Below are 18,409 nucleotides of genomic sequence, written 5' to 3' on the forward strand. Positions count from 1 at the left end.
CGGCACCCGGCACCCGGCACCCGGCACCCGGCACCCAACCTGCCAGCTCGTGCAAGGGTGGCGGGTCGGGGCACGGCTTGCCTCGCCCCACCATCCCGCCGGCGCCGTCCACTTACCGCCGCCGGCTCACCGCACGTCCAGATCGTCCCCGGAGGCCCAGCAGCCCCTTCACCCGATCCGGCAGGCCACGCCCGGCCACCTACGCCCCGCAGGCCGCGCCGCCCGGCAACACCCCGCTCGAGCCCCCGGCCAAACTGCCCGGCAACAGCCCGGCGCCAACTCCGGCGCAGCCTCTAGGCGTCGATGCGCGAGCGGTCCAGTGTCGCCGCCGAGCTGGAGATGAACTCCTTGCGCGGCGCCACGTCGTTGCCCATGAGGAGGTCGAACACCTGCTCCGCCGCCTCCAGGTCGGAGAGGTTGATCCGCCGCAGGGTGCGATGGCGCGGGTCCATCGTCGTCTCGGCCAGCTGGTCGGCGTCCATCTCGCCGAGGCCCTTGTAGCGCTGGATGGAGTCCTTGTACCGGATGCCCTTGCTCTGGAACTCCATGAGCTTGTCGCGCAGTTCACGGTCCGAGTACGTGTAGACGTACTTGTCCTGGCCCTTCTTGGGCTGGATGAGCTCGATGCGGTGCAGCGGCGGCACGGCGGCGAACACCCGGCCGGCCTCCACCATGGGCCGCATGTAGCGCTGGAACAGGGTCAGCAGCAGGCACCGGATGTGGGAACCGTCCACATCGGCATCGGTCATCATAATGATCTTGCCGTAGCGGGCCGCGTCGATGTCGAAGGTCCGTCCCGAGCCCGCTCCTATGACCTGGATGATCGCGCCGCACTCGGCGTTCTTGAGCATGTCGGTCACGGACGACTTCTGGACGTTGAGGATCTTGCCGCGGATCGGCAGCAATGCCTGGAACTCGGAGTTCCGGGCGAGCTTCGCCGTACCGAGCGCGGAGTCCCCCTCGACGATGAACAGTTCGCTGCGATCGACGTCGTCGCTGCGGCAGTCGGCGAGCTTGGCGGGCAGGGACGAGGACTCCAGGGCCGTCTTCCGGCGCTGCGCGTCCTTGTGCTGACGGGCCGCGATACGCGTGCGCGCGGCGGCGACCGCCTTCTCCATGACAACCCGCGCCTGAGCCGCGGCGTCCCGCTTCGTGGAGGTCAAGAACGCCTTGAGCTCCTTGGAGATCACGGTGTTCACGATCCGGCGGGCCGCCGAGGTGCCGAGGACCTCCTTGGTCTGGCCCTCGAACTGCGGCTCGGCGAGACGAACGGTGACTACGGCGGTCAGACCCTCCAGGGCGTCGTCCTTGACGATGTCGTCCTCGGCGACGCGCAGCAGCTTCTTGGCGCGCAGGACCTCGTTGAGTGTCTTGGTGACGGCCTGCTCGAAGCCGGCGACGTGGGTGCCGCCCTTGGGGGTGGCGATGATGTTGACGAACGACCGCAGCGTCGTGTCGTAACCCGTGCCCCAGCGCAGCGCCACGTCGACGCCGAGTTCGCGGGTGACCTCGGTCGGGGTCATCTGACCGTGGTCGTCCAGTACCGGGACCGTCTCCTTGAACGTGCCGTGTCCGGTGAAGCGGAGGACATCGCAGACGGGCTTGTCGGTGGCCAGGTACTCGCAGAACTCGCTGATGCCACCGTCGAAGCGGAAGGACTCCTCGCCCTTGCTGCCGCCCTCACCGAGGCCGTACTCGTCGCGGACGACGATGGTCAGGCCGGGCACCAGGAACGCGGTCTGTCGGGCGCGCTGGTGGAGGGTCTCCAGGGAGAGCTTGGCGTCCTTCAGGAAGATCTGGCGGTCGGCCCAGTACCGCACGCGCGTGCCGGTGCGGGTCTTGGGGATCCGCTTGGTCTTGCGCAGACCGCCCTTGGCCTCGAACTTGGCGTCCGGTCCGTCCGCCGCGAACGCGCCGGGGACACCACGGCGGAAGCTGATCGCGTGCGTGTGCCCACCACGGTCGACTTCGACGTCCAGGCGGGCGGACAGGGCGTTCACCACGGAGGCACCGACGCCGTGCAGACCGCCCGAGGCGGCGTAGGAACCGCCGCCGAACTTGCCGCCGGCGTGCAGCTTGGTCATGACGACCTCGATGCCGGAGAGACCGGTCTTGGGCTCGACGTCGACGGGGATGCCCCGGCCGTTGTCGCGCACCTCCACCGAGCCGTCGTCGTGGAGGATCACCTCGATGTGGTCGCAGTAATCACCGAGGGCCTCGTCGACGGAGTTGTCGATGATCTCCCACAGGCAGTGCATCAGACCACGACTGTCGGTCGAGCCGATGTACATACCGGGGCGCTTGCGCACGGCCTCGAGGCCCTCGAGGACGAGCAGGTGCCGCGCGGTGTAGTTGGAACCGTCCCGGTCTGCTCCTGCCAGCAGCGCTGTGGACGGCACGGACGTCTCGGCGGTCACGCGGTTCGCTCCTCGCTGAATTTCAGGTGGGCCCTCCTGGGGAAGGGCGCGGCTTCGGTCGCCGCCAAGAGGGTACCGAGGCCTGGTAGAGCCGTTGTAACGCCACCCTCGTCTGGAACTCACACTAGTCCAGGGTCGCATGCGTGTTCGATCCCTCGATGGAGTGAAGTACATATCACGTTCCCTTCGAGGCATGAACCATTTAGGCTCCGGGCACGTCCTCATGAACAAACCGGCAATCCAGCCGGGGGGACCTGACCATGACCGATAGCGCGAAACCGTAAGACACAACAGACACGCAATACGGCACATTCGCCGCCAAACCGGCAGCAGACGGCCGCCTCGGAAGATTTTTTTCGAGGAGAAGCCACGAGCGGGAACGTTTTGGGGCTGGTTGGATGTTGACCCTGGTACGACAGCTCGTCGAGCTAGAGAAGAGGCGACGTGACTACTGTTCTGACCCCCGCGAGCCCGCTGACGGCCGCTGACCGCTGCGACCGCTGCGGCGCACAGGCGTACGTGCGCGTCGTCCTGCTCAGCGGCGGAGAACTGCTCTTCTGCGCCCACCACGGCCGCAAGTTCGAGCCGGAACTCAAGAAGATCGCCGCTGAGATACAGGACGAGACGGAGCGGCTGACGGCCGTTCCCGCATCCGCCTCCGACGAAGAGCGCTGACCGTTCGCGTTCGACGACGAGCCAGACCCGGCACAGGCCGGCACATGGGCGGCCGCCCCTGCTCCCAGGGGCGGCCGCCCACACTCGTTGCTCGTTACGCGAAGCCCACGGCACCGCTCCGTCAGGCGGTCTCGTTCGACTCCCGAGAACCGGTGTCCCAGCGCAGTACCCGCATGAGATCGGACACGCGCGTGTAGACGCCGGGGCTCGTCGGCCGTCCGCAACCGCTGCCCCATGACACGAGCCCGATCAGTCGGCCCTGTGCGACCAGCGGTCCGCCGCTGTCGCCCTGGCAGGCATCGCGCCCGCCCCGTACCTCCCCGGCGCACACCATGGTCTCCGCCTCATACGTGCCTTCGGCCGGCCCCGGATACGCCGCCTCACAGTGGCTGTCCGGCAGCACATGGAGGCGAGCGGCCCTGAGGGTGTGCGCGTAGGAACCGATTCCCGTGGTGTCGCCCCAGCCATAGACCGTGGCCTCCGTTCCAGGCGTGTACGCAGGATCGCCCGCTGCGGCCATGCCGATGACCGAAGACTGCGGCAGCGCCTCGGTGAGCTTGAGCACGGCGAAGTCGCCGGAGTTGCTGGAACTGTCGTAGGCCGGATTCACCCACACCTCACCCACGGGGATCTCTCGGCCCACGTCCGAGTAGAGGTCGGTGCGGCCCGCGACGACCGTCAAGTCGGTCACCCGTGGCGAGCCCAGGACCTCCTTGGCCATACAGTGGGCCGCCGTCAGCACAGTGGCGGGGCCGACCACCACTCCCCCGCAGAACTGCCCCGACCGCATACCTCCGAACCGGTCACGGCTGGACAATGCGACGGTCCAGGGGCTGACGGAGACATCGACCGGGAAGCCACCCACGACAACGCCATCGGAGGCCGCCGGAGAGGCGGAGACCAGCGGTATCGCCATTGCCGCGGCCGCCAGGGCCAGTGGCCGGGTCAGAGCCCGGACAAGGGGACGACGCATACGCGCTCCTCACTCTGGAATGACCGATGGGCACCCAGAGTGATTCAGCTCACGGCCGCGCGCACCCGCGCGCCCATGCCGAAGGCCCGGCTCCCTGAGGGAGCCGGGCCTTCGACGTCGTCCTACGACCGCGCCTCAGTCGAGGTAGTCGCGCAGCACCTGCGAACGCGACGGGTGGCGCAGCTTCGACATCGTCTTGGACTCGATCTGGCGGATCCGCTCGCGCGTGACGCCGTACACCTTGCCGATCTCGTCGAGGGTCTTCGGCTGACCGTCGGTGAGACCGAAGCGCATCGAGACGACGCCCGCCTCGCGCTCCGACAGGGTGTCGAGGACGGAGTGCAGCTGCTCCTGCAGGAGCGTGAAGCTGACCGCGTCGGCCGGGACGACGGCCTCGGAGTCCTCGATGAGGTCACCGAACTCGCTGTCGCCGTCCTCACCCAGCGGGGTGTGCAGCGAGATCGGCTCGCGGCCGTACTTCTGGACCTCGATGACCTTCTCCGGGGTCATGTCGAGCTCCTTGGCCAGCTCCTCCGGGGTGGGCTCGCGGCCCAGGTCCTGGAGCATCTGGCGCTGCACACGGGCGAGCTTGTTGATGACCTCGACCATGTGCACCGGGATGCGGATGGTGCGGGCCTGGTCGGCCATGGCGCGGGTGATCGCCTGGCGGATCCACCAGGTGGCGTACGTGGAGAACTTGTAGCCCTTGGTGTAGTCGAACTTCTCGACCGCGCGGATCAGACCGAGGTTGCCCTCCTGGATGAGGTCCAGGAAGAGCATGCCGCGGCCGGTGTAGCGCTTGGCCAGGGAGACCACCAGACGGAGGTTGGCCTCCAGGAGGTGGTTCTTGGCGCGGCGGCCGTCCTCGGCGATGATCTCCAGCTCGCGCTTGAGCTTGGGGGCGAGCTTGTCGGCGTTGGCCAGCTTGTCCTCGGCGAACAGACCGGCCTCGATGCGCTTGGCGAGTTCGACCTCCTGCTCGGCATTGAGCAGGGGGACCTTGCCGATCTGCTTGAGGTAGTCCTTGACCGGGTCGGCGGTGGCGCCGGCCGCGGCGACCTGCTGCGCGGGGGCGTCGTCCTCGTCCTCGTCGGAGAGGACGAAGCCGGCGCTCTCGGCGCCCTCGGGCTCGTCGCCCGCCTTCGGGGCCTCCTCCAGGACCTCGTCCTCGAGGAGCTCGACGTCGTCCTTCTTGGCGGTCGTCTTCTTGGCCGCCGTCTTCTTGGCGGGGGCGGCCTTCTTCGCGGCCGCCTTCTTGGCGGTCGTCTTCTTGGCAGCCGCCTTCTTCGCGGGGGCGGCTTCCTCTGCGGGGTCGTCCACAGCGGGTACGGCCGGGGCGGCCGGGGTGCTGGCGGTGGCCTTCCTGGTGGTCACCGTCTTCGCCGCGACCGTCTTGGTGGCGGTGCGCTTGGCCGGACTCTTCGCTGCGACGCTCTTTCGGGTGCGCTTGGGCTCCGCGGCACTGACCATCAGCGTCACACCCTCTTCCTCGAGGATCTGGTTGAGGCTGCGCAGTACGTTCTTCCACTGAGTGGCCGGAATCTGGTCAGCTTCGAAGGCCCGACGCACATCGTCGCCGGCGATCTGCCCCTCAGCCTTTCCCCGCTCAATGAGCGCCATGACAGAGACGGACTCGGCGATCTCCGGCGGGAGCGTACGGGATGTGCTGGCCGACACGAACAACCTCTCGGAACGTTGGAAAACGGCTTCCGGCCCCGTCCATTGTGGACAGGAGCCGACCACCGGCCTGGGGGTGGGCCGACGGCGCGGGCAGGGGCCGGGAAGTTCCACAGCGCCTTGAACGGCGTCTGTATTCCCTCCGCGGCTGTCACCTCTTAGGTCATCGCGTTGTTCCCACGAGCGTTACGCCTAATCTTCGTGGCCCGAGTCACACCCCGTAAGCGTTCAAAAACGGTCAGACACGGGCAGATGAGGTCACCCGCGACGTCTACCCACGCCGCTGCGACCCAACCCGCCTGTCGCACCGTCGGACCCCGCAGGCCCATGATCGGGTCCTGCGGGGTCCGACGGGAGGCGGGGAACCGGCCGAGGGATGACACAGGAGGGGGAAGACATCCCCGGCCGCACCGTCGGCGGCTGCGCTCAGTGCTCGCGCGGCGCAGGAACGACGCGCTCCACCTCGGGATGGACGGTGAGCAGCTGGCGCATCGCCGCCTCCGCCCCGGCGCCGTCGCCCGCGGCCAGGGCGTCGACGATTCTGCCGTGGTGCGCCAGAGACACCTCGCTCGGCCGGTCACAGCCCGTGACCGGGCCACCGGACACCTGGAGGGCGGCCGACACGATTCCGGAAAGGTGCTCCAGCATGCGATTGCCCGCGATCTGGATGAGCAACGAATGGAACTCCGCGTCGGCCCGGGAGTAGGTGAGCGCATCACCCTGCCCCATGGCATGCCCCATGATCTCGACCATGTCGGCCAGCCGCTGCTGGACGTCCTCACGCCCGTGCCCGGCGGCAAGGCGGGCGGCGAGCGGCTCGATCGTCCAGCGCAGCTCGCTCAGCTCGCGCCGCTGGTCGTCGCGCTGTGGACCGAAGGCCCGCCACTCGATGATGTCCGGGTCGAGGAGGTTCCAGTCGCTCACGGGACGCACGCGCGTGCCGACGTTCGGCCGGGCGCTGACCAGTCCCTTGGCCTCCAGGACACGGAGCGACTCACGGACGACGGTGCGGGAGACCTCGAAGCGCTGGCCGATCTCCTCGGGCACGAGCGGGCGGTCGGCGCCCAGATCGCCGGAGACGATCATCTGGCCCAGCTGCTGGACGAGTTGGCCGTGCAACCCGCGCCCGCGGCTGCCCGCGGCGCGTCGGCCCACACGGCCCAGCTCGGGGTCCGCGCCCTCCCAGACGGGAGCTCCGACGCGGTCGGCGGCAGGGGCCTCGGCGTAGGGGTAGCGGTCGAGTTCGCCCGGGCCGGCCAGACCGGAGTCGGCGGAGCGGGCGGCGGTCATCATGGTGTGCGCAAGGGTACTCACGGATCCTTTGTCGGCGCCGCCTCCAACTCCCTTGAGGTCTTTGGTGAAAAGCACACGAAAGGGTGATCGCTCACCCCATCGCAATTGACGCCTTATCGGAAAGAAATGTGCTTTCTGCGGGGAGTTGCACACAAGCCAGGACCGGATGGGTACGGACGGTCGTCATCGGACCCTGCTTCGCAGGGTCGAGAGCAGATACGCACACAGCAGGGCGGTCAGCAACAACGCCAGTGCCCAGCCCACCGGTTGAGCGATCACACGTACCGCGGCGGCCAGATAGCGCTCTCCCCCGAAGGGCCACTGCAACAGGAACACCTCACGCAACCGCACCGAAAACCCTGCCGCCGCCCGCACGGACGCACTCTCCACGGCCTTCTGCACGAGAGGTACGCCCACCACCGGCACGGCGACGACCGCGGCGAGTCCGGCCGTGGTGGACCGGAAGACACCTGCCGCCAGGACACCGGCCCAGGCACAGCCGATCACGAGTGCGATCCAACTCGCGCTCAGCCGAAGCCAGTCCGCGGGAACCTGTGTGAGCTCCCGTCCGTAGACGAGGTAGAGCACTTCGGCGTCGCACCCCACGGTGAGGAAGGCCAGCATCAGCGCTGTGAACGCGGTGACGAGGAGCTTCGCGGTCAGCAGGCCCAGCCTGCGGGGCACGGTGCCGCGGTCCGCGGCCAGGGCGGGGTGGCGGAACTCGTCACCGAAAGCGAGCGCACCGAGCAGCCCCGCACCGAGCGCCGCAGGCGGCAGCGGCAGTTCCACGGGCCAGGCTGCCAGCAGTCGCGACTGCGAGGTGTGGCCCATGCGGGCCAGGAGGAGCGCGGTGAGGGCGGAGACGAGCAGCACGACGACGACGGTGACGAAGCCCGTGCTGATGCCGGTGGCACGGCGGAGTTCGTAGCGGAGGGGCCGGAGAGGGCTGGGGGCTGGGCGGACGGAGATGGGAGGTGGGAGAGCAGGCAAGGGCCTGAGAGTTCGGGGTGACGTGAGGTGGTGGGCGTTCTTGCGGGAGGGGTGGCCGGCTCGCGTGGGGGCCTCCACGGGCCGGCGGGGGCGGTCGACAGGGGCATCCGCGAGCGTGGCTGTGTCGGCGGCGGGCTGCGGATCCTGATCGGAGGACGGCTGCGATTGGTCGGCGGTGGAGGGTGGCTGGGCTTGGCCGGCAGGGAAAGGCCGCTGCGCTTGGCCGGCGGTGGAGGGCGGCTGGGCTTGGCCGGCGGTGGAGGGCTGGGCACCGTCGGCGGCACTGGATGGTGCCTCGTCGGCATCGGGTCGTCTTTCGGCGACGGCGGGGATGAGCTCCGTGCGTGGGTTGCCGGAGGCTGTGTCGTCGGCATTCGACGCGGCGGGCTCTGCCAGGGTTTCGTCCGGGGTTGGCTCCGTACCTCTGGGCGATCGCTCCATCGGCTGGCGCGGCACGGGCGAGGACGCTGGTTCGGCCTCCGGCGTGTGCGGCGCGCCGATGGCAACGGCTTCTCGAGCTTTGCTCGCCGAGCGGCCGTCTTCCTGGGCCTCCATGAGCTCGTCTCCGGCTCCCGGTCCCATGTCGCCCACCTCGTCGGCGAGTTGGTGGACGAGGATGCCATGCCGGAACGCCGTCTCGCCCACGTCGGCGCATGTACTGCCGTAAACGGAGAGCCGGTTGCCGTCTTCTTGCACGACCTCGACGGAACGCTGCGCGGTGCGCGCCTCCTTGGTGAGCAACGCGGCCAGACGGGCGGCATGGGGGCTGCGGACGGCGATACGGGGCCGCAGCCGGGTGCGGGCGAAGTCCGTGGCCTCCTGGTCGGCGACGAGCCTGCCCTCGTCCAGGGTGACGACCCGGTCGGCGATGCGAGCGGCCTCCTTGGGGTCGGACGTGGTCGACAGGACCGTGCCGCCCTGGGCCGCGTGCGCGCGCAGCATGCCGTGCAGCCAACGACTTTCGCGCTCGGAGAGCCCGTCGGCCGGGTCGTCGAGCACGAGGGTGTGCGGGTCGGCGAGGAGGGCGCAGGCGAGGCCGAGCCGGCGGTCCATGCCACGGGACAGCGTGCCGAGGCGCTCGTCGCGCAGGCTGACCAGACCGACGACTTCGAGGACTTCGTCGGCCCGCCGGACCGGGACGCCTGCGGCGGCGCACAGCATGCGCAGGTGGCCACGGACGGTACGGGCCGGATGCCCCGGCACGTCGCCCAGGAGGATGCCGACCTCGCGTGAGGGATGGGCAATGCGGTGCAAGGGCCGACCTCTGAAGTAGGTGACACCGCGGCCCTGTTGGAGTTCGAGAATGAGCCTCAGCGCAGTGGTCTTGCCCGCGCCCGGCGCGCCGAGCAGCACGGTGACGCGACCGGCGCGCGCCTCGAAGGAGACATCGTCGAGGGCGGGCGGAAGCTCCTTGCGGGGATTGCTGGTCAGTCCGAAGGCCTGGATCACCCGTAGCAAGATAGCGCGCTATGTCCGGTTTTTCAGGTATCGCACGACGGGCTGTGCGGCCGTGATCGACGTGGACGCATGCCTGTCCGTCGTCACCTGAGCGGGAGCCCGGGCCGCCGGGACCGTCAGCCGACCGCGTGCGGGAACGGCCGGGGCAGCATCGAAGCCCCGATGGTCCAAGTCGCCGACGCCAACCACCCTGGCCGCCAAGGGGAATCGGCAAGTGTGCCGCCCGAGCCGGCACGCGACGGTCAGTGGTCGCGGGGCGCCGGCATCACACTTCGGGCCGCAGCATCGGCGGGTTGAGCAGGGTCGCGCCGCCAGCACGGAAGAGCTGGGCCGGGCGGCCGCCCTGCCGTGTGGTGGTGCCGCCCGTGGGGACCAGGAAGCCAGGGGTCCCCGTCACCTTGCGGTGGAAGTTGCGCGGGTCCAGCGCCACGCCCCACACCGCTTCGTAGACGCGGCGCAGCTCGCCGACGGTGAACTCGGTGGGGCAGAACGCGGTCGCCAGCGAGGAGTACTCGATCTTGGAGCGGGCGCGTTCCACCCCGTCCGCGAGGATCTGGGCATGGTCGAAGGCGAGCGGTGCGACCGGTTCGCCGTCACGGCCGTAACCGCCCTGTTGCAGCAGTTCCTCGACCGGTGCCCAGCGCGCGTTGCTGGCGTCGCCGCCGGCTCTCGGAGCAGGCAGGTCGGGGGCGAGCGCGAGGTGGGCGACGCTGACGACCCGCATCCGGGGGTCACGCTTGGGGTCGCCGTAGGTAGCGAGCTGTTCCAGATGGGCGCCGTTGTCCTGGGCCGGGGTGGAAGGGTCGTGGGCGCGCAGTCCGGTCTCCTCGGCCAGCTCCCGCGCCGCGGCCTGGGCGAGGTCCTCGTCGGCCCGTACGAAGCCGCCCGGGAGAGCCCACCGCCCCTGGAACGGCGGCTCGCCCCTGCGCACCGCCAGCGCACACAGGGCATGGCGGCGCACGGTCAGCACGACCAGGTCCACGGTGACGGCGAAAGGCGGAAAGGCTGACGGGTCGTAGGGCATGCGGCGATCATAGTCGTCTTCCTGACGATAAACACTCCATTCACGGGCCGCTTCAGTGTCTGATCCACTCCGGTTCGGCACGGCTGTCACCGTTGCGCCCCGGTTGCCGCCCTGTTCCGCGTCATGCGAGGTCACACTCCCAGTTGCAGTCCGTCGGTCGCTTCCTCGACCATGGCGAGTCCGAGGCGGCTGATCCGTACGGAAAAGGGGGCGCCCGCGACCCGCAGTCCGGTCAGACCGATCTCGCCGAGGGGCGCGCTGTCCATGGGACGCAGGGTGACCGTCCCGGCCGGGGCATCGGGACGGATGCCCGCCAGAGTGGTCAGCAGCAGGACCCCCGAGGCGGCGGCGGTGGCGGCGGGGCGGCAGGCGGCCGGGTGCGGCAGTGGAGCGCTCCCCTCGGTACGCTGCTCACCCGCGTACATCTCGGGAAGGCGATGGCCGAAGGCCTCGGCCGCAGCCAGTACGCCCCGCAGCAGCGAACCGGCCTCCTTCTCGTAGCCCGCGGCGGTGAGGCCCGCAACGGCGATCGCCGTCTCGTGAACCCGTACGGCACCGCTGCGGTGCCCGAAGGCGTTGTAGCCCGTCTCCTTCGCGCCCAGCCCACGCAGCCCCCAGCCCGAGTCCATCGCCGGGCTGCCGAGGAGCCGGGCGAGCTGTTCTGTCTGCACCTTGTCCAGCAGCCCGGGAGCGTGCTCGCCGCCGCCCAGCAGACCCGTGTCGAGCAGGTGGACCGTGGTCGCGCCCAGGTGCGGCAGGGACCGACCGTCCGGAGTGCGGGCGGCGGCGGGCCGGCCGCCGCCCCGATCGTCGATCCAGAAGTCCTGCCGGAACGCGGCCCGCAGTCTGTGTGCCCAGTCCCGCAGGCCGCCTCCGCCCGGTCTGCCGAAGGCGTCGAGCAGGTCGGAGCCGAGCAGTGCCGCGCGGTGGGCATGGGCCTGGGTCTCGCAGCGGACGGGACCGCCGGGTTGGGGATCACGCAGGTAAGGGCCCTCGCCCACGGCTGCTCGTAGCCAGGACAGGCAGCGCTCGGCCGCCGGCATCAGTTCCTCCGTCTCCTGGTCGGGCAGTCCCCATCGACGGGCCTCCGCGAGGAGTACCGGGAAGAGCAGGGTGGCCTCCGTTCCCGTGCAGCCCGGCGGGAGGTGTGCGCCCGCGTCCCGCCTCGGTCCGGGGATCAGGCCGGACTGCGGCCCTCCGCCCGAGACCTGGGTGCGGGAGAGGGTGCGGAGCGTGCCTGCGGCGAGCCGGGTGCCGAGGGGCAGCGTCATCCGGGCCGCGGCGAGGGCCTCGGCCGGGGCCAGGCCGCAGCGCCACGGTGCCCCTGCCGCGAGGTGCGTGTCCATGGGGTGTGTCGGGTCGCGGACCAACAGTGCCTGCAGGTCCTCGACGCTCGTCCTCAAGAGCACGGGGACGCGGGGGTCGTCCCCCGTCGCCCGTGCCGGAGCCAAGGGACTCGTCGCCGCGCGGCCCATGGCCCGGACCGGGCCCGCGCTGTCCAGGCGCACGCGCAGCTCCACGGTCACGCTGCCGCCGGGTGGCACGTCGAAGTGCCAGCGCAGAAGTCCCGCGGAGGCGAGCGCGTCGGCGGGCGGTGGGTCGGCCGTGACGCACGAGGTCCCCGTGGCGCAGGACCAGCGCAGGCCGGCGTCATGGACGCTGGCGGTCAGCTCGGGCCCGACGGCACCGGCCGCGATGGCCCCGAGGTCGGCGAGGTCCGTGCCCAGGGCCACCTCCACCGGCAGGCGCAGCGGACGCAGGGCGGCACTGCGCAGTGTGATCCGCTCCGTACCATCCGCGGAGCGGGTCCACTCGACAACGACGTCCGGGTCCGGACCTCCGTGAGGGGTGACCCGCAGGGTGCCGACGAATCGGACACGGTCAGCCGCGACCATCCGGGCCTGGACAACCAGTGGTTCGCGTCCGGCCACCCGCACCTGGCACCGGGACAGCACACGCCGCCCTGCCCGGTAGTACCCCTCCAGTCCACGACCGGACAATTGCCCCTGCTCCGTGGAGATGGCGAGGCTCGGCAGGGCAACGCAGATCATCGCCGCATGGGTGGAAGGCAGGTCGGTGGAGCGGCGCGGTGTCGCCGGCGGGCCCGGTGGCGCGGCGCCTTTCGCTGAGCCAGAAGCAGGGCGCCGCGCTGTGCCCGGTGGCGGCAAGGGGGACATGTCACGGGTCCCCTGGCCTTCGGGCGGGCGTGGAGCTCCCTCCGAGCCGACGGCTGGGGCGGCGCGCCGGGCGTCGCTGCTGCTCGGGGATCCGGTCCCGGGGCGTCCGGGCCCGTCCGTGGGCGGCAGGTCGGCACCTGCCCCGGGGACTGGCACGAACCTGTCGAGGACGGAGCGTCCCCCGGCGGTGGAGGGCGGAGTCGGCTGATGCATGCGGTGACTTCTTCTGCTCTCTGTGCGCCTCGGGCATGGTCACGCCGGCGGAGGACTCCGGCAGGGCTGGTGTGATGTGGCGGCGCACCTGTGCAGGCGTTCCGCCACTCAGGTGAACGGAGCGGGGCTCCCCCAGGTCACGCCCGGAGGCGGAGGCCCCGTCGAATGGCGGCGCAGGTCGGGCGGGTGGGCCGGCCTCCGAGCGTGGCCGACCACATCGGGTCGCCCGGCCCGTCCGGGCAGGGGCCCAGCCGCGCACACCGGCGGCTGCAGGCATCAGGGCATCGCCGGGCGTGGTGCCAGCAGGGTCTCACCCCTTCTCCCTGACTTCGTCACCGTCCGGCTGCACGCTTTCCGAGCAGCTGCCACGGCGACTCGTGGCGGCTTTCCCCGCAGCACGCGTGGGCGGGCGGGACTCACCCCGTCCGGAAACGACGGGATGGGTGCCACGCGGCCTACGGGGGCGCAGGGTGTCGGCTCGCGATTCAGGCCTCTCGCCCGCCTCCGCTCGCGGGAGGCCACCGCCGGGAGCACCGGAGGAACGTGTACGGCGCCGTCGGCGGCCCGCCGCCGGTGCGGGTGTCGGCTCGGCCTCCCGTGCGGTCGTGCTCCGCGGGTCCGGTTCTTCGGCCTCCGTCGCCGCGTCGGGCCGGTCGGCGTCACGAAGTCCGTCGCCCTGATCGCCCCGATCCGCTCCCTCGAGCCGTACCGCGCGCGCCGCGCCCTCTCGCTGCTCCTTGCCCTCCCCGCTCTCGACGTCGGGCTCGACGTCGGGCGACCGTTCTCCCCCTGCCTCCGCCCTCCGCCCGCGCCCCTCCCGCTCGGCGCGCAGGCACCGTCGAACCGATTCCGGGTCGAGTCCCTCGTTGCATGCCTGGTGCAGGAGGCGGGCGAAGAGGTAACCGGGATCCGCGCCCAGGGCCATGGCGAGGGCTTCCCTGGCTTCCAACTCGTCGCCGCTGGACCAGGCGACCCAGCCGGCGAGCGTGAGAGGCGCCGCCGCGTGTTCTCCGTAAGGGCCGACGCAGCGGCGTGCCAGCGCGCGCCAGAGGCGCAGCGCGGGAGCGGCCTCGTCTCCCTCCATCCACTCGGCCGCGCGGTCGCGCGTCACGCGGTCCTGGAGACCGAGGATGAGAGCCGCGGCTTCGTCGGGTGCCAGCAGTTGGTCGTCTCGGTGGTCCGCCATGAGGACCCCGGTCACGTGCGGCGCTTCGGCGAAGCGCCGCAGGACCCGCCCGGCCAGCTCGACCGTCTCCTCCGCCACGGCGGCGCGGCTGTCGTCGTCGAGGATCCTGGGGACCAGCGCCCTGCTGGCGGTGTCGAGTGCGACCTCCTGTTCCAGTGCGGGGCCGGTCTCCAGGGGAAGCAGGCGGGCCCTCAACTCCCGCAGAGTGCCTCGGACCTGGATCCCGGCGTAGGTGGCCGCCGCGGCCAGCACGGAGGTACCGGGCAGGCCCATCGGTACTCCTTCGTCCGGGCAACAGCCCTCGCCCCCGCAGCAGTACGACCAGAAACGGCCGTCGGAAATGCACAGCGCCTCGATCACCGGGACGTCGAGTCGGCCGCATTCGACTCGCAGCTGCTGGGCAAGGGGCTGCAGGCGTTCCATGACCTGGCGGCCCATCTCGCCCTTCGCCGGTTCCTGGCAGAGGTAGGCGACCATCTGCGCGGGGCGGGCACCCCTGCGTTCGCTGCCCGTCACGAGTCCCTGCGCGAGCTGCCGGGCCACGGCGCCCCAGTCGTCCGGATGCGCGGGAATACCGAGTCGGGCCCGACCGCCGAACCGACCCCGTCCGCCCAGGTCGTGCAGGGCGACCAGGACGATGCTGTCCTCGGGGCGGTACCCGAGCAGGTAGGGAAGGGCGTCGGCCAGTTCGGCCGGGGTACGCAGGGTGACCTGATGCGCGGCGGGGCCTCCGGTGTACGGCGCGCGCTCGTCGTACGGGACATGGCCCTCGTACGCGGCCGCTGCGTCGTACGACGCAGGTCCGTCACATCCGTCACGGCCGGTGATGTCACCGTTTTCGAAGGATCCAGTCGTTTCGCTGTGATTGCTCATGCAGGGACGATCTCGCGGATCTCACGGTTCCGCTTGCGCCTGTGGATAAGTCCGATCAGGGACACGTCAGAGTGGCTGTCCACGGCCGCCCCGGCCGGACTGTCAGTGCCGTCCTGTTGTATGGACGCATGGAGCACACGAGCAACGCGGATCTCCGCGCCGACGCCGACACCGTCCTCGCCCGCCTGGTCGGAGACGCCACCGGCTCGGCCCGGCTGCGCGAGGACCAGTGGCGGGCGATCGAGGCGCTGGTCGCCGACCGGCGCCGGGCCCTGGTCGTCCAGCGCACGGGCTGGGGCAAGTCCGCGGTGTATTTCGTGGCGACCTCGCTGCTCCGGGCCCGCGGCTCGGGTCCCACCGTGATCGTCTCCCCTCTGCTCGCCCTCATGCGCAACCAGGTCGAGGCCGCGGCGCGAGCCGGCATCCACGCCCGGACCATCAACTCCTCGAACACCGAGGAGTGGGAGACCGTCCGGGCCGAGATCGCCGCGGGCGAGGTCGACGTCCTGCTGGTCAGCCCCGAACGGCTCAACAACCCGGACTTCCGCGACCAGGTCCTGCCCGAACTGGCCGCCACGACCGGACTGCTCGTGGTCGACGAGGCCCACTGCATCTCCGACTGGGGGCACGACTTCCGCCCCGACTACCGACGACTGCGGACCATGCTCGCCGACCTCCCGTCGGGCGTACCCGTGCTCGCGACGACTGCGACCGCCAACGCGCGCGTGACCGCCGACGTCGCCGAACAGCTCGGCACCGGTGCAGCCTCGGACGCCCTGGTGCTGCGCGGCTCGCTCGACCGCGAGAGCCTCACCCTGGGCGTGCTGCCGCTGCCGGACGCAGCGCACCGGATGGCCTGGCTCGCCGACCACCTGGACGAGCTGCCGGGCTCCGGGATCATATACACGCTCACCGTGGCCGCCGCTGAGGAGGTCACCGCCTTCCTCCGACAGCGCGGGCACACTGTCGCCTCCTACACGGGCAGGACGGAGAACGCCGACCGACAGCAGGCCGAGGACGACCTGCTCGCCAACAAGGTCAAGGCCCTGGTCGCCACTTCCGCCCTCGGGATGGGGTTCGACAAGCCCGACCTGGGTTTCGTCGTGCACCTCGGCTCCCCGTCCTCCCCCATCGCCTACTACCAGCAGGTGGGCCGTGCCGGACGCGGCGTCAAGCACGCGGAGGTGCTCCTGCTGCCGGGGAAGGAGGACGAGGCGATCTGGGAGTACTTCGCGTCGCTCGCCTTCCCGTCGGAGGAACTCGTCCGCCGCACGCTCGACGTCCTCGCGCGCGCGGGCGGGCCCATGTCGCTGCCCGCGCTGGAACCCCTGGTGGAGCTGCGCCGCTCCCGCCTGGAGACCATGCTGAAAGTGCTGGACGTGGACGGGGCGGTCAAGCGGGTCAAGGGTGGCTGGATCGCGACCGGACAGCCCTGGACGTATGAGACCGAGCGGTACGAGTGGGTCGCGCGGCAACGCAAGGCCGAGCAGGAGGCGATGCGCCAGTACGCGTCGACGACCGGCTGCCGGATGGAGTTCCTGCAGCGCCAGCTCGACGACGACGGGGCCAAACCCTGTGGACGCTGTGACAACTGCGCGGGTGCGCGCCACACCGCCCAGACGTCCGCGACGGCGCTGGACGCCGCGCGCGTCGACCTGGGCCGTGCGGGCGTCGAGGTGGAGCCGCGCCGGATGTGGCCCACGGGCCTTCCCGCGATCGGCATGGAGCTCAAGGGGCGCATTCCGGTCGGCGAACAAGCGGCGACGGGGCGGGCGTTGGGGCGTCTGTCGGACATCGGCTGGGGCAACCGGCTCCGGCCCTTGCTGGCCGCTCCGGCACCTGACGGGCCTGTCCCGGACGATGTGGCCAAGGCCGTGGTGGGTGTCCTGGCCGACTGGGCCAAGGGCCCCGGCGGCTGGGCCTCCGGGGCGGCCGACGCCCCGCCCCGTCCGGCGGGCGTGGTCACCGTCGCCTCACGCACACGACCGCGGCTGATCCACTCGCTGGGCGCACGCATCGCGGAGGTGGGCCGGCTGCCGTTGCTGGGCACCGTGGAGTACACCGGTGATGCCTCGCCCGTCTCCCGGAGCAACAGTGCCCAGCGCCTCAAGGCACTCGACGGCATGCTGGCGGTGCCGCCCGCGCTCGCCTCCGCACTGGCCGAGGCCCGGGGGCCGGTGCTCCTCGTGGACGACTACACCGAGACCGGGTGGACCCTCGCGGTCGCGGCCCGGATGCTCCGGCGTGCGGGAGCGCAGGGCGTGTTGCCTCTGGTTCTGGCCGTGCAGGGCTGACTCCTGATGGAGCGGGGCGGGGGCGACTCGCCGCGCATCGGCCGCGATGTCGTGAAACACCGCCACCATGGGAGGTGAACGAGGGGTATACGGCGGACACACGCGTCACCGCATCATCATCGGGTAGGGATATAAGACATGCACCGTCACATAACGGTCGGTGGCCCCAATTGCTCGTTGCCGCATCCAAGTTCGACAGGAAGAATTGAAGTCCGCTCCCCGCACGGCTCGCCGTGGTCCGGTAGGGCTTTGCCGCGGTGTGCGCTCCCCCCGAACCCGACCCGCCCGCAGTGTGGGCCGTAGCCGAAGGGAGGCTCGTGACCTTCGGATTCGCTCCGTCCTCGGCGGCATCGTTGTCGACGTCCACGTCCGCCGCTTCCGCCAACCGCTTGCTCGAGCCTGCAGAGTGGGCCGCGGCCGGCATTCCGCTGCTGCGCAACCCGCGGGAGGTCGTCAGCGGGCTGCACACGCGCCACCAGCCCAGGCCGTCCACGGCGGTCGTGGCCGTGCTCGATCCGGATGAACGGCTGCTGGCCAGCGCCTCGTTCACCCGGCGCCAGGCCACGGCTGACGGCTGGATGTTCCGCAATGCCGTGCTCGCCCAACTGCGCCGGGTCATCCCGCACGACCTGCGGCGCCGGACGCCGGTACGCACCGCCGTGCTGCTCTACTGCCGTGAGGGCGACGCGCGCTGGACGGAAGAGGACGGTGCCTGGATGTGGGGCCTGCGTGACGCCTGCACACTGCACGGGCTGCGCTGCGGGGCGTACATCACGCTGACCCGGGACGGCTGGCAGGTGCTCGGTGAGGGACGTGGAGGCCGCCGCCCCCATGCCGATTCCTCTCCGGAGCCCTTCGCGCTGTCCGAGGCTCCGCCTCCGTTGCCACGAACCGGCGGCGGTGCCGCTTCAGAGGTGCTGCGTCGCGCAGCGGCCCGCTGAGACAGAACAGCTCGGCACAGGACCCGGCAGAAACGTCCCTCCTCCGAAGGGCAAGGACGAAGCACGAGGAAGGCCCCGGAAGACGGGCGCACCGCGCAGCCTGGGCCACGGCACCGTCCGCGGCGACGCGGACGACGCCGGCGCGCCGGGGCACTCGCGGCACACCTCGGCGGACGACACAGAGCACCCGTCTCGGGGCATACCGAGGTGCGCGCGCC

At 70.9% G+C, this 18,409-nt stretch carries 11 protein-coding genes; 3 read left to right on the forward strand and 8 right to left on the reverse strand.

Going from position 1 to position 18,409, the window contains the following annotated elements; genetic code table 11:
* Positions 1-293 precede the first annotated feature (293 nt).
* On the reverse strand, positions 294-2,417 hold the full coding sequence (locus tag IE263_RS22185; RefSeq protein ID WP_189939319.1) for a DNA gyrase/topoisomerase IV subunit B: 2,124 nt from the start codon (positions 2,415-2,417) through the stop codon (positions 294-296).
* 444 nt (positions 2,418-2,861) lie between these two features.
* On the opposite strand from IE263_RS22185, the gene IE263_RS22190 reads away from it, so the two are divergent.
* Positions 2,862-3,092: a DUF7455 domain-containing protein gene (locus tag IE263_RS22190; RefSeq protein WP_189939320.1), complete on the forward strand. Its 231-nt coding sequence runs from the start codon at positions 2,862-2,864 to the stop codon at positions 3,090-3,092.
* Between the two features lie 121 nt (positions 3,093-3,213).
* Here the strand turns inward: IE263_RS22190 and IE263_RS22195 are convergent, their stop codons facing one another.
* From IE263_RS22195 to IE263_RS22225, 7 genes are all read right to left on the reverse strand, one after another.
* Positions 3,214-4,065 carry a S1 family serine peptidase gene (locus IE263_RS22195; RefSeq protein ID WP_189939323.1) on the reverse strand — a complete coding sequence of 284 codons (852 nt, stop codon included), beginning with the start codon at positions 4,063-4,065 and terminating at the stop codon, positions 3,214-3,216.
* Between the two features lie 135 nt (positions 4,066-4,200).
* Positions 4,201-5,742 carry an RNA polymerase sigma factor gene (locus IE263_RS22200; RefSeq protein WP_189939325.1) on the reverse strand — a complete coding sequence of 514 codons (1,542 nt, stop codon included), beginning with the start codon at positions 5,740-5,742 and terminating at the stop codon, positions 4,201-4,203.
* A 426-nt stretch (positions 5,743-6,168) separates the two neighbouring features.
* Entirely contained in the window at positions 6,169-7,056 is an 888-nt protein-coding gene (locus IE263_RS22205; RefSeq protein WP_189939327.1) for a FadR/GntR family transcriptional regulator, read from the reverse strand.
* A gap of 162 nt (positions 7,057-7,218) precedes the next feature.
* Positions 7,219-9,474 carry an ABC transporter ATP-binding protein gene (locus IE263_RS22210; protein WP_189939335.1) on the reverse strand — a complete coding sequence of 752 codons (2,256 nt, stop codon included), beginning with the start codon at positions 9,472-9,474 and terminating at the stop codon, positions 7,219-7,221.
* Positions 9,475-9,748: 274 nt separating this feature from the next.
* Positions 9,749-10,507: an NUDIX hydrolase gene (locus tag IE263_RS22215; protein WP_189939337.1), complete on the reverse strand. Its 759-nt coding sequence runs from the start codon at positions 10,505-10,507 to the stop codon at positions 9,749-9,751.
* Between the two features lie 131 nt (positions 10,508-10,638).
* Complete coding sequence (locus tag IE263_RS22220) at positions 10,639-12,558, reverse strand: glycogen debranching N-terminal domain-containing protein (RefSeq protein ID WP_229911096.1); 1,920 nt, start codon at positions 12,556-12,558, stop codon at positions 10,639-10,641.
* A 649-nt stretch (positions 12,559-13,207) separates the two neighbouring features.
* The gene (locus tag IE263_RS22225) at positions 13,208-14,956 is read right to left on the reverse strand and encodes a DUF4192 domain-containing protein (RefSeq protein ID WP_189939341.1); all 1,749 of its coding nucleotides are present in this window, start codon (positions 14,954-14,956) and stop codon (positions 13,208-13,210) included.
* A 128-nt stretch (positions 14,957-15,084) separates the two neighbouring features.
* Between IE263_RS22225 and IE263_RS22230 the strand changes: the two genes are divergently transcribed.
* Positions 15,085-17,250, forward strand: coding sequence for a RecQ family ATP-dependent DNA helicase (locus IE263_RS22230; RefSeq protein ID WP_189939343.1), 2,166 nt, complete (start codon positions 15,085-15,087; stop codon positions 17,248-17,250).
* A 317-nt stretch (positions 17,251-17,567) separates the two neighbouring features.
* A complete protein-coding gene (locus IE263_RS22235; protein WP_189939344.1) occupies positions 17,568-18,191 on the forward strand; it encodes a hypothetical protein in 624 nt (207 codons plus the stop codon).
* Positions 18,192-18,409: the final 218 nt, after the last annotated feature.

This window comes from Streptomyces aurantiogriseus, from assembly GCF_014649375.1.
Lineage (GTDB): Bacteria > Actinomycetota > Actinomycetes > Streptomycetales > Streptomycetaceae > Streptomyces > Streptomyces aurantiogriseus.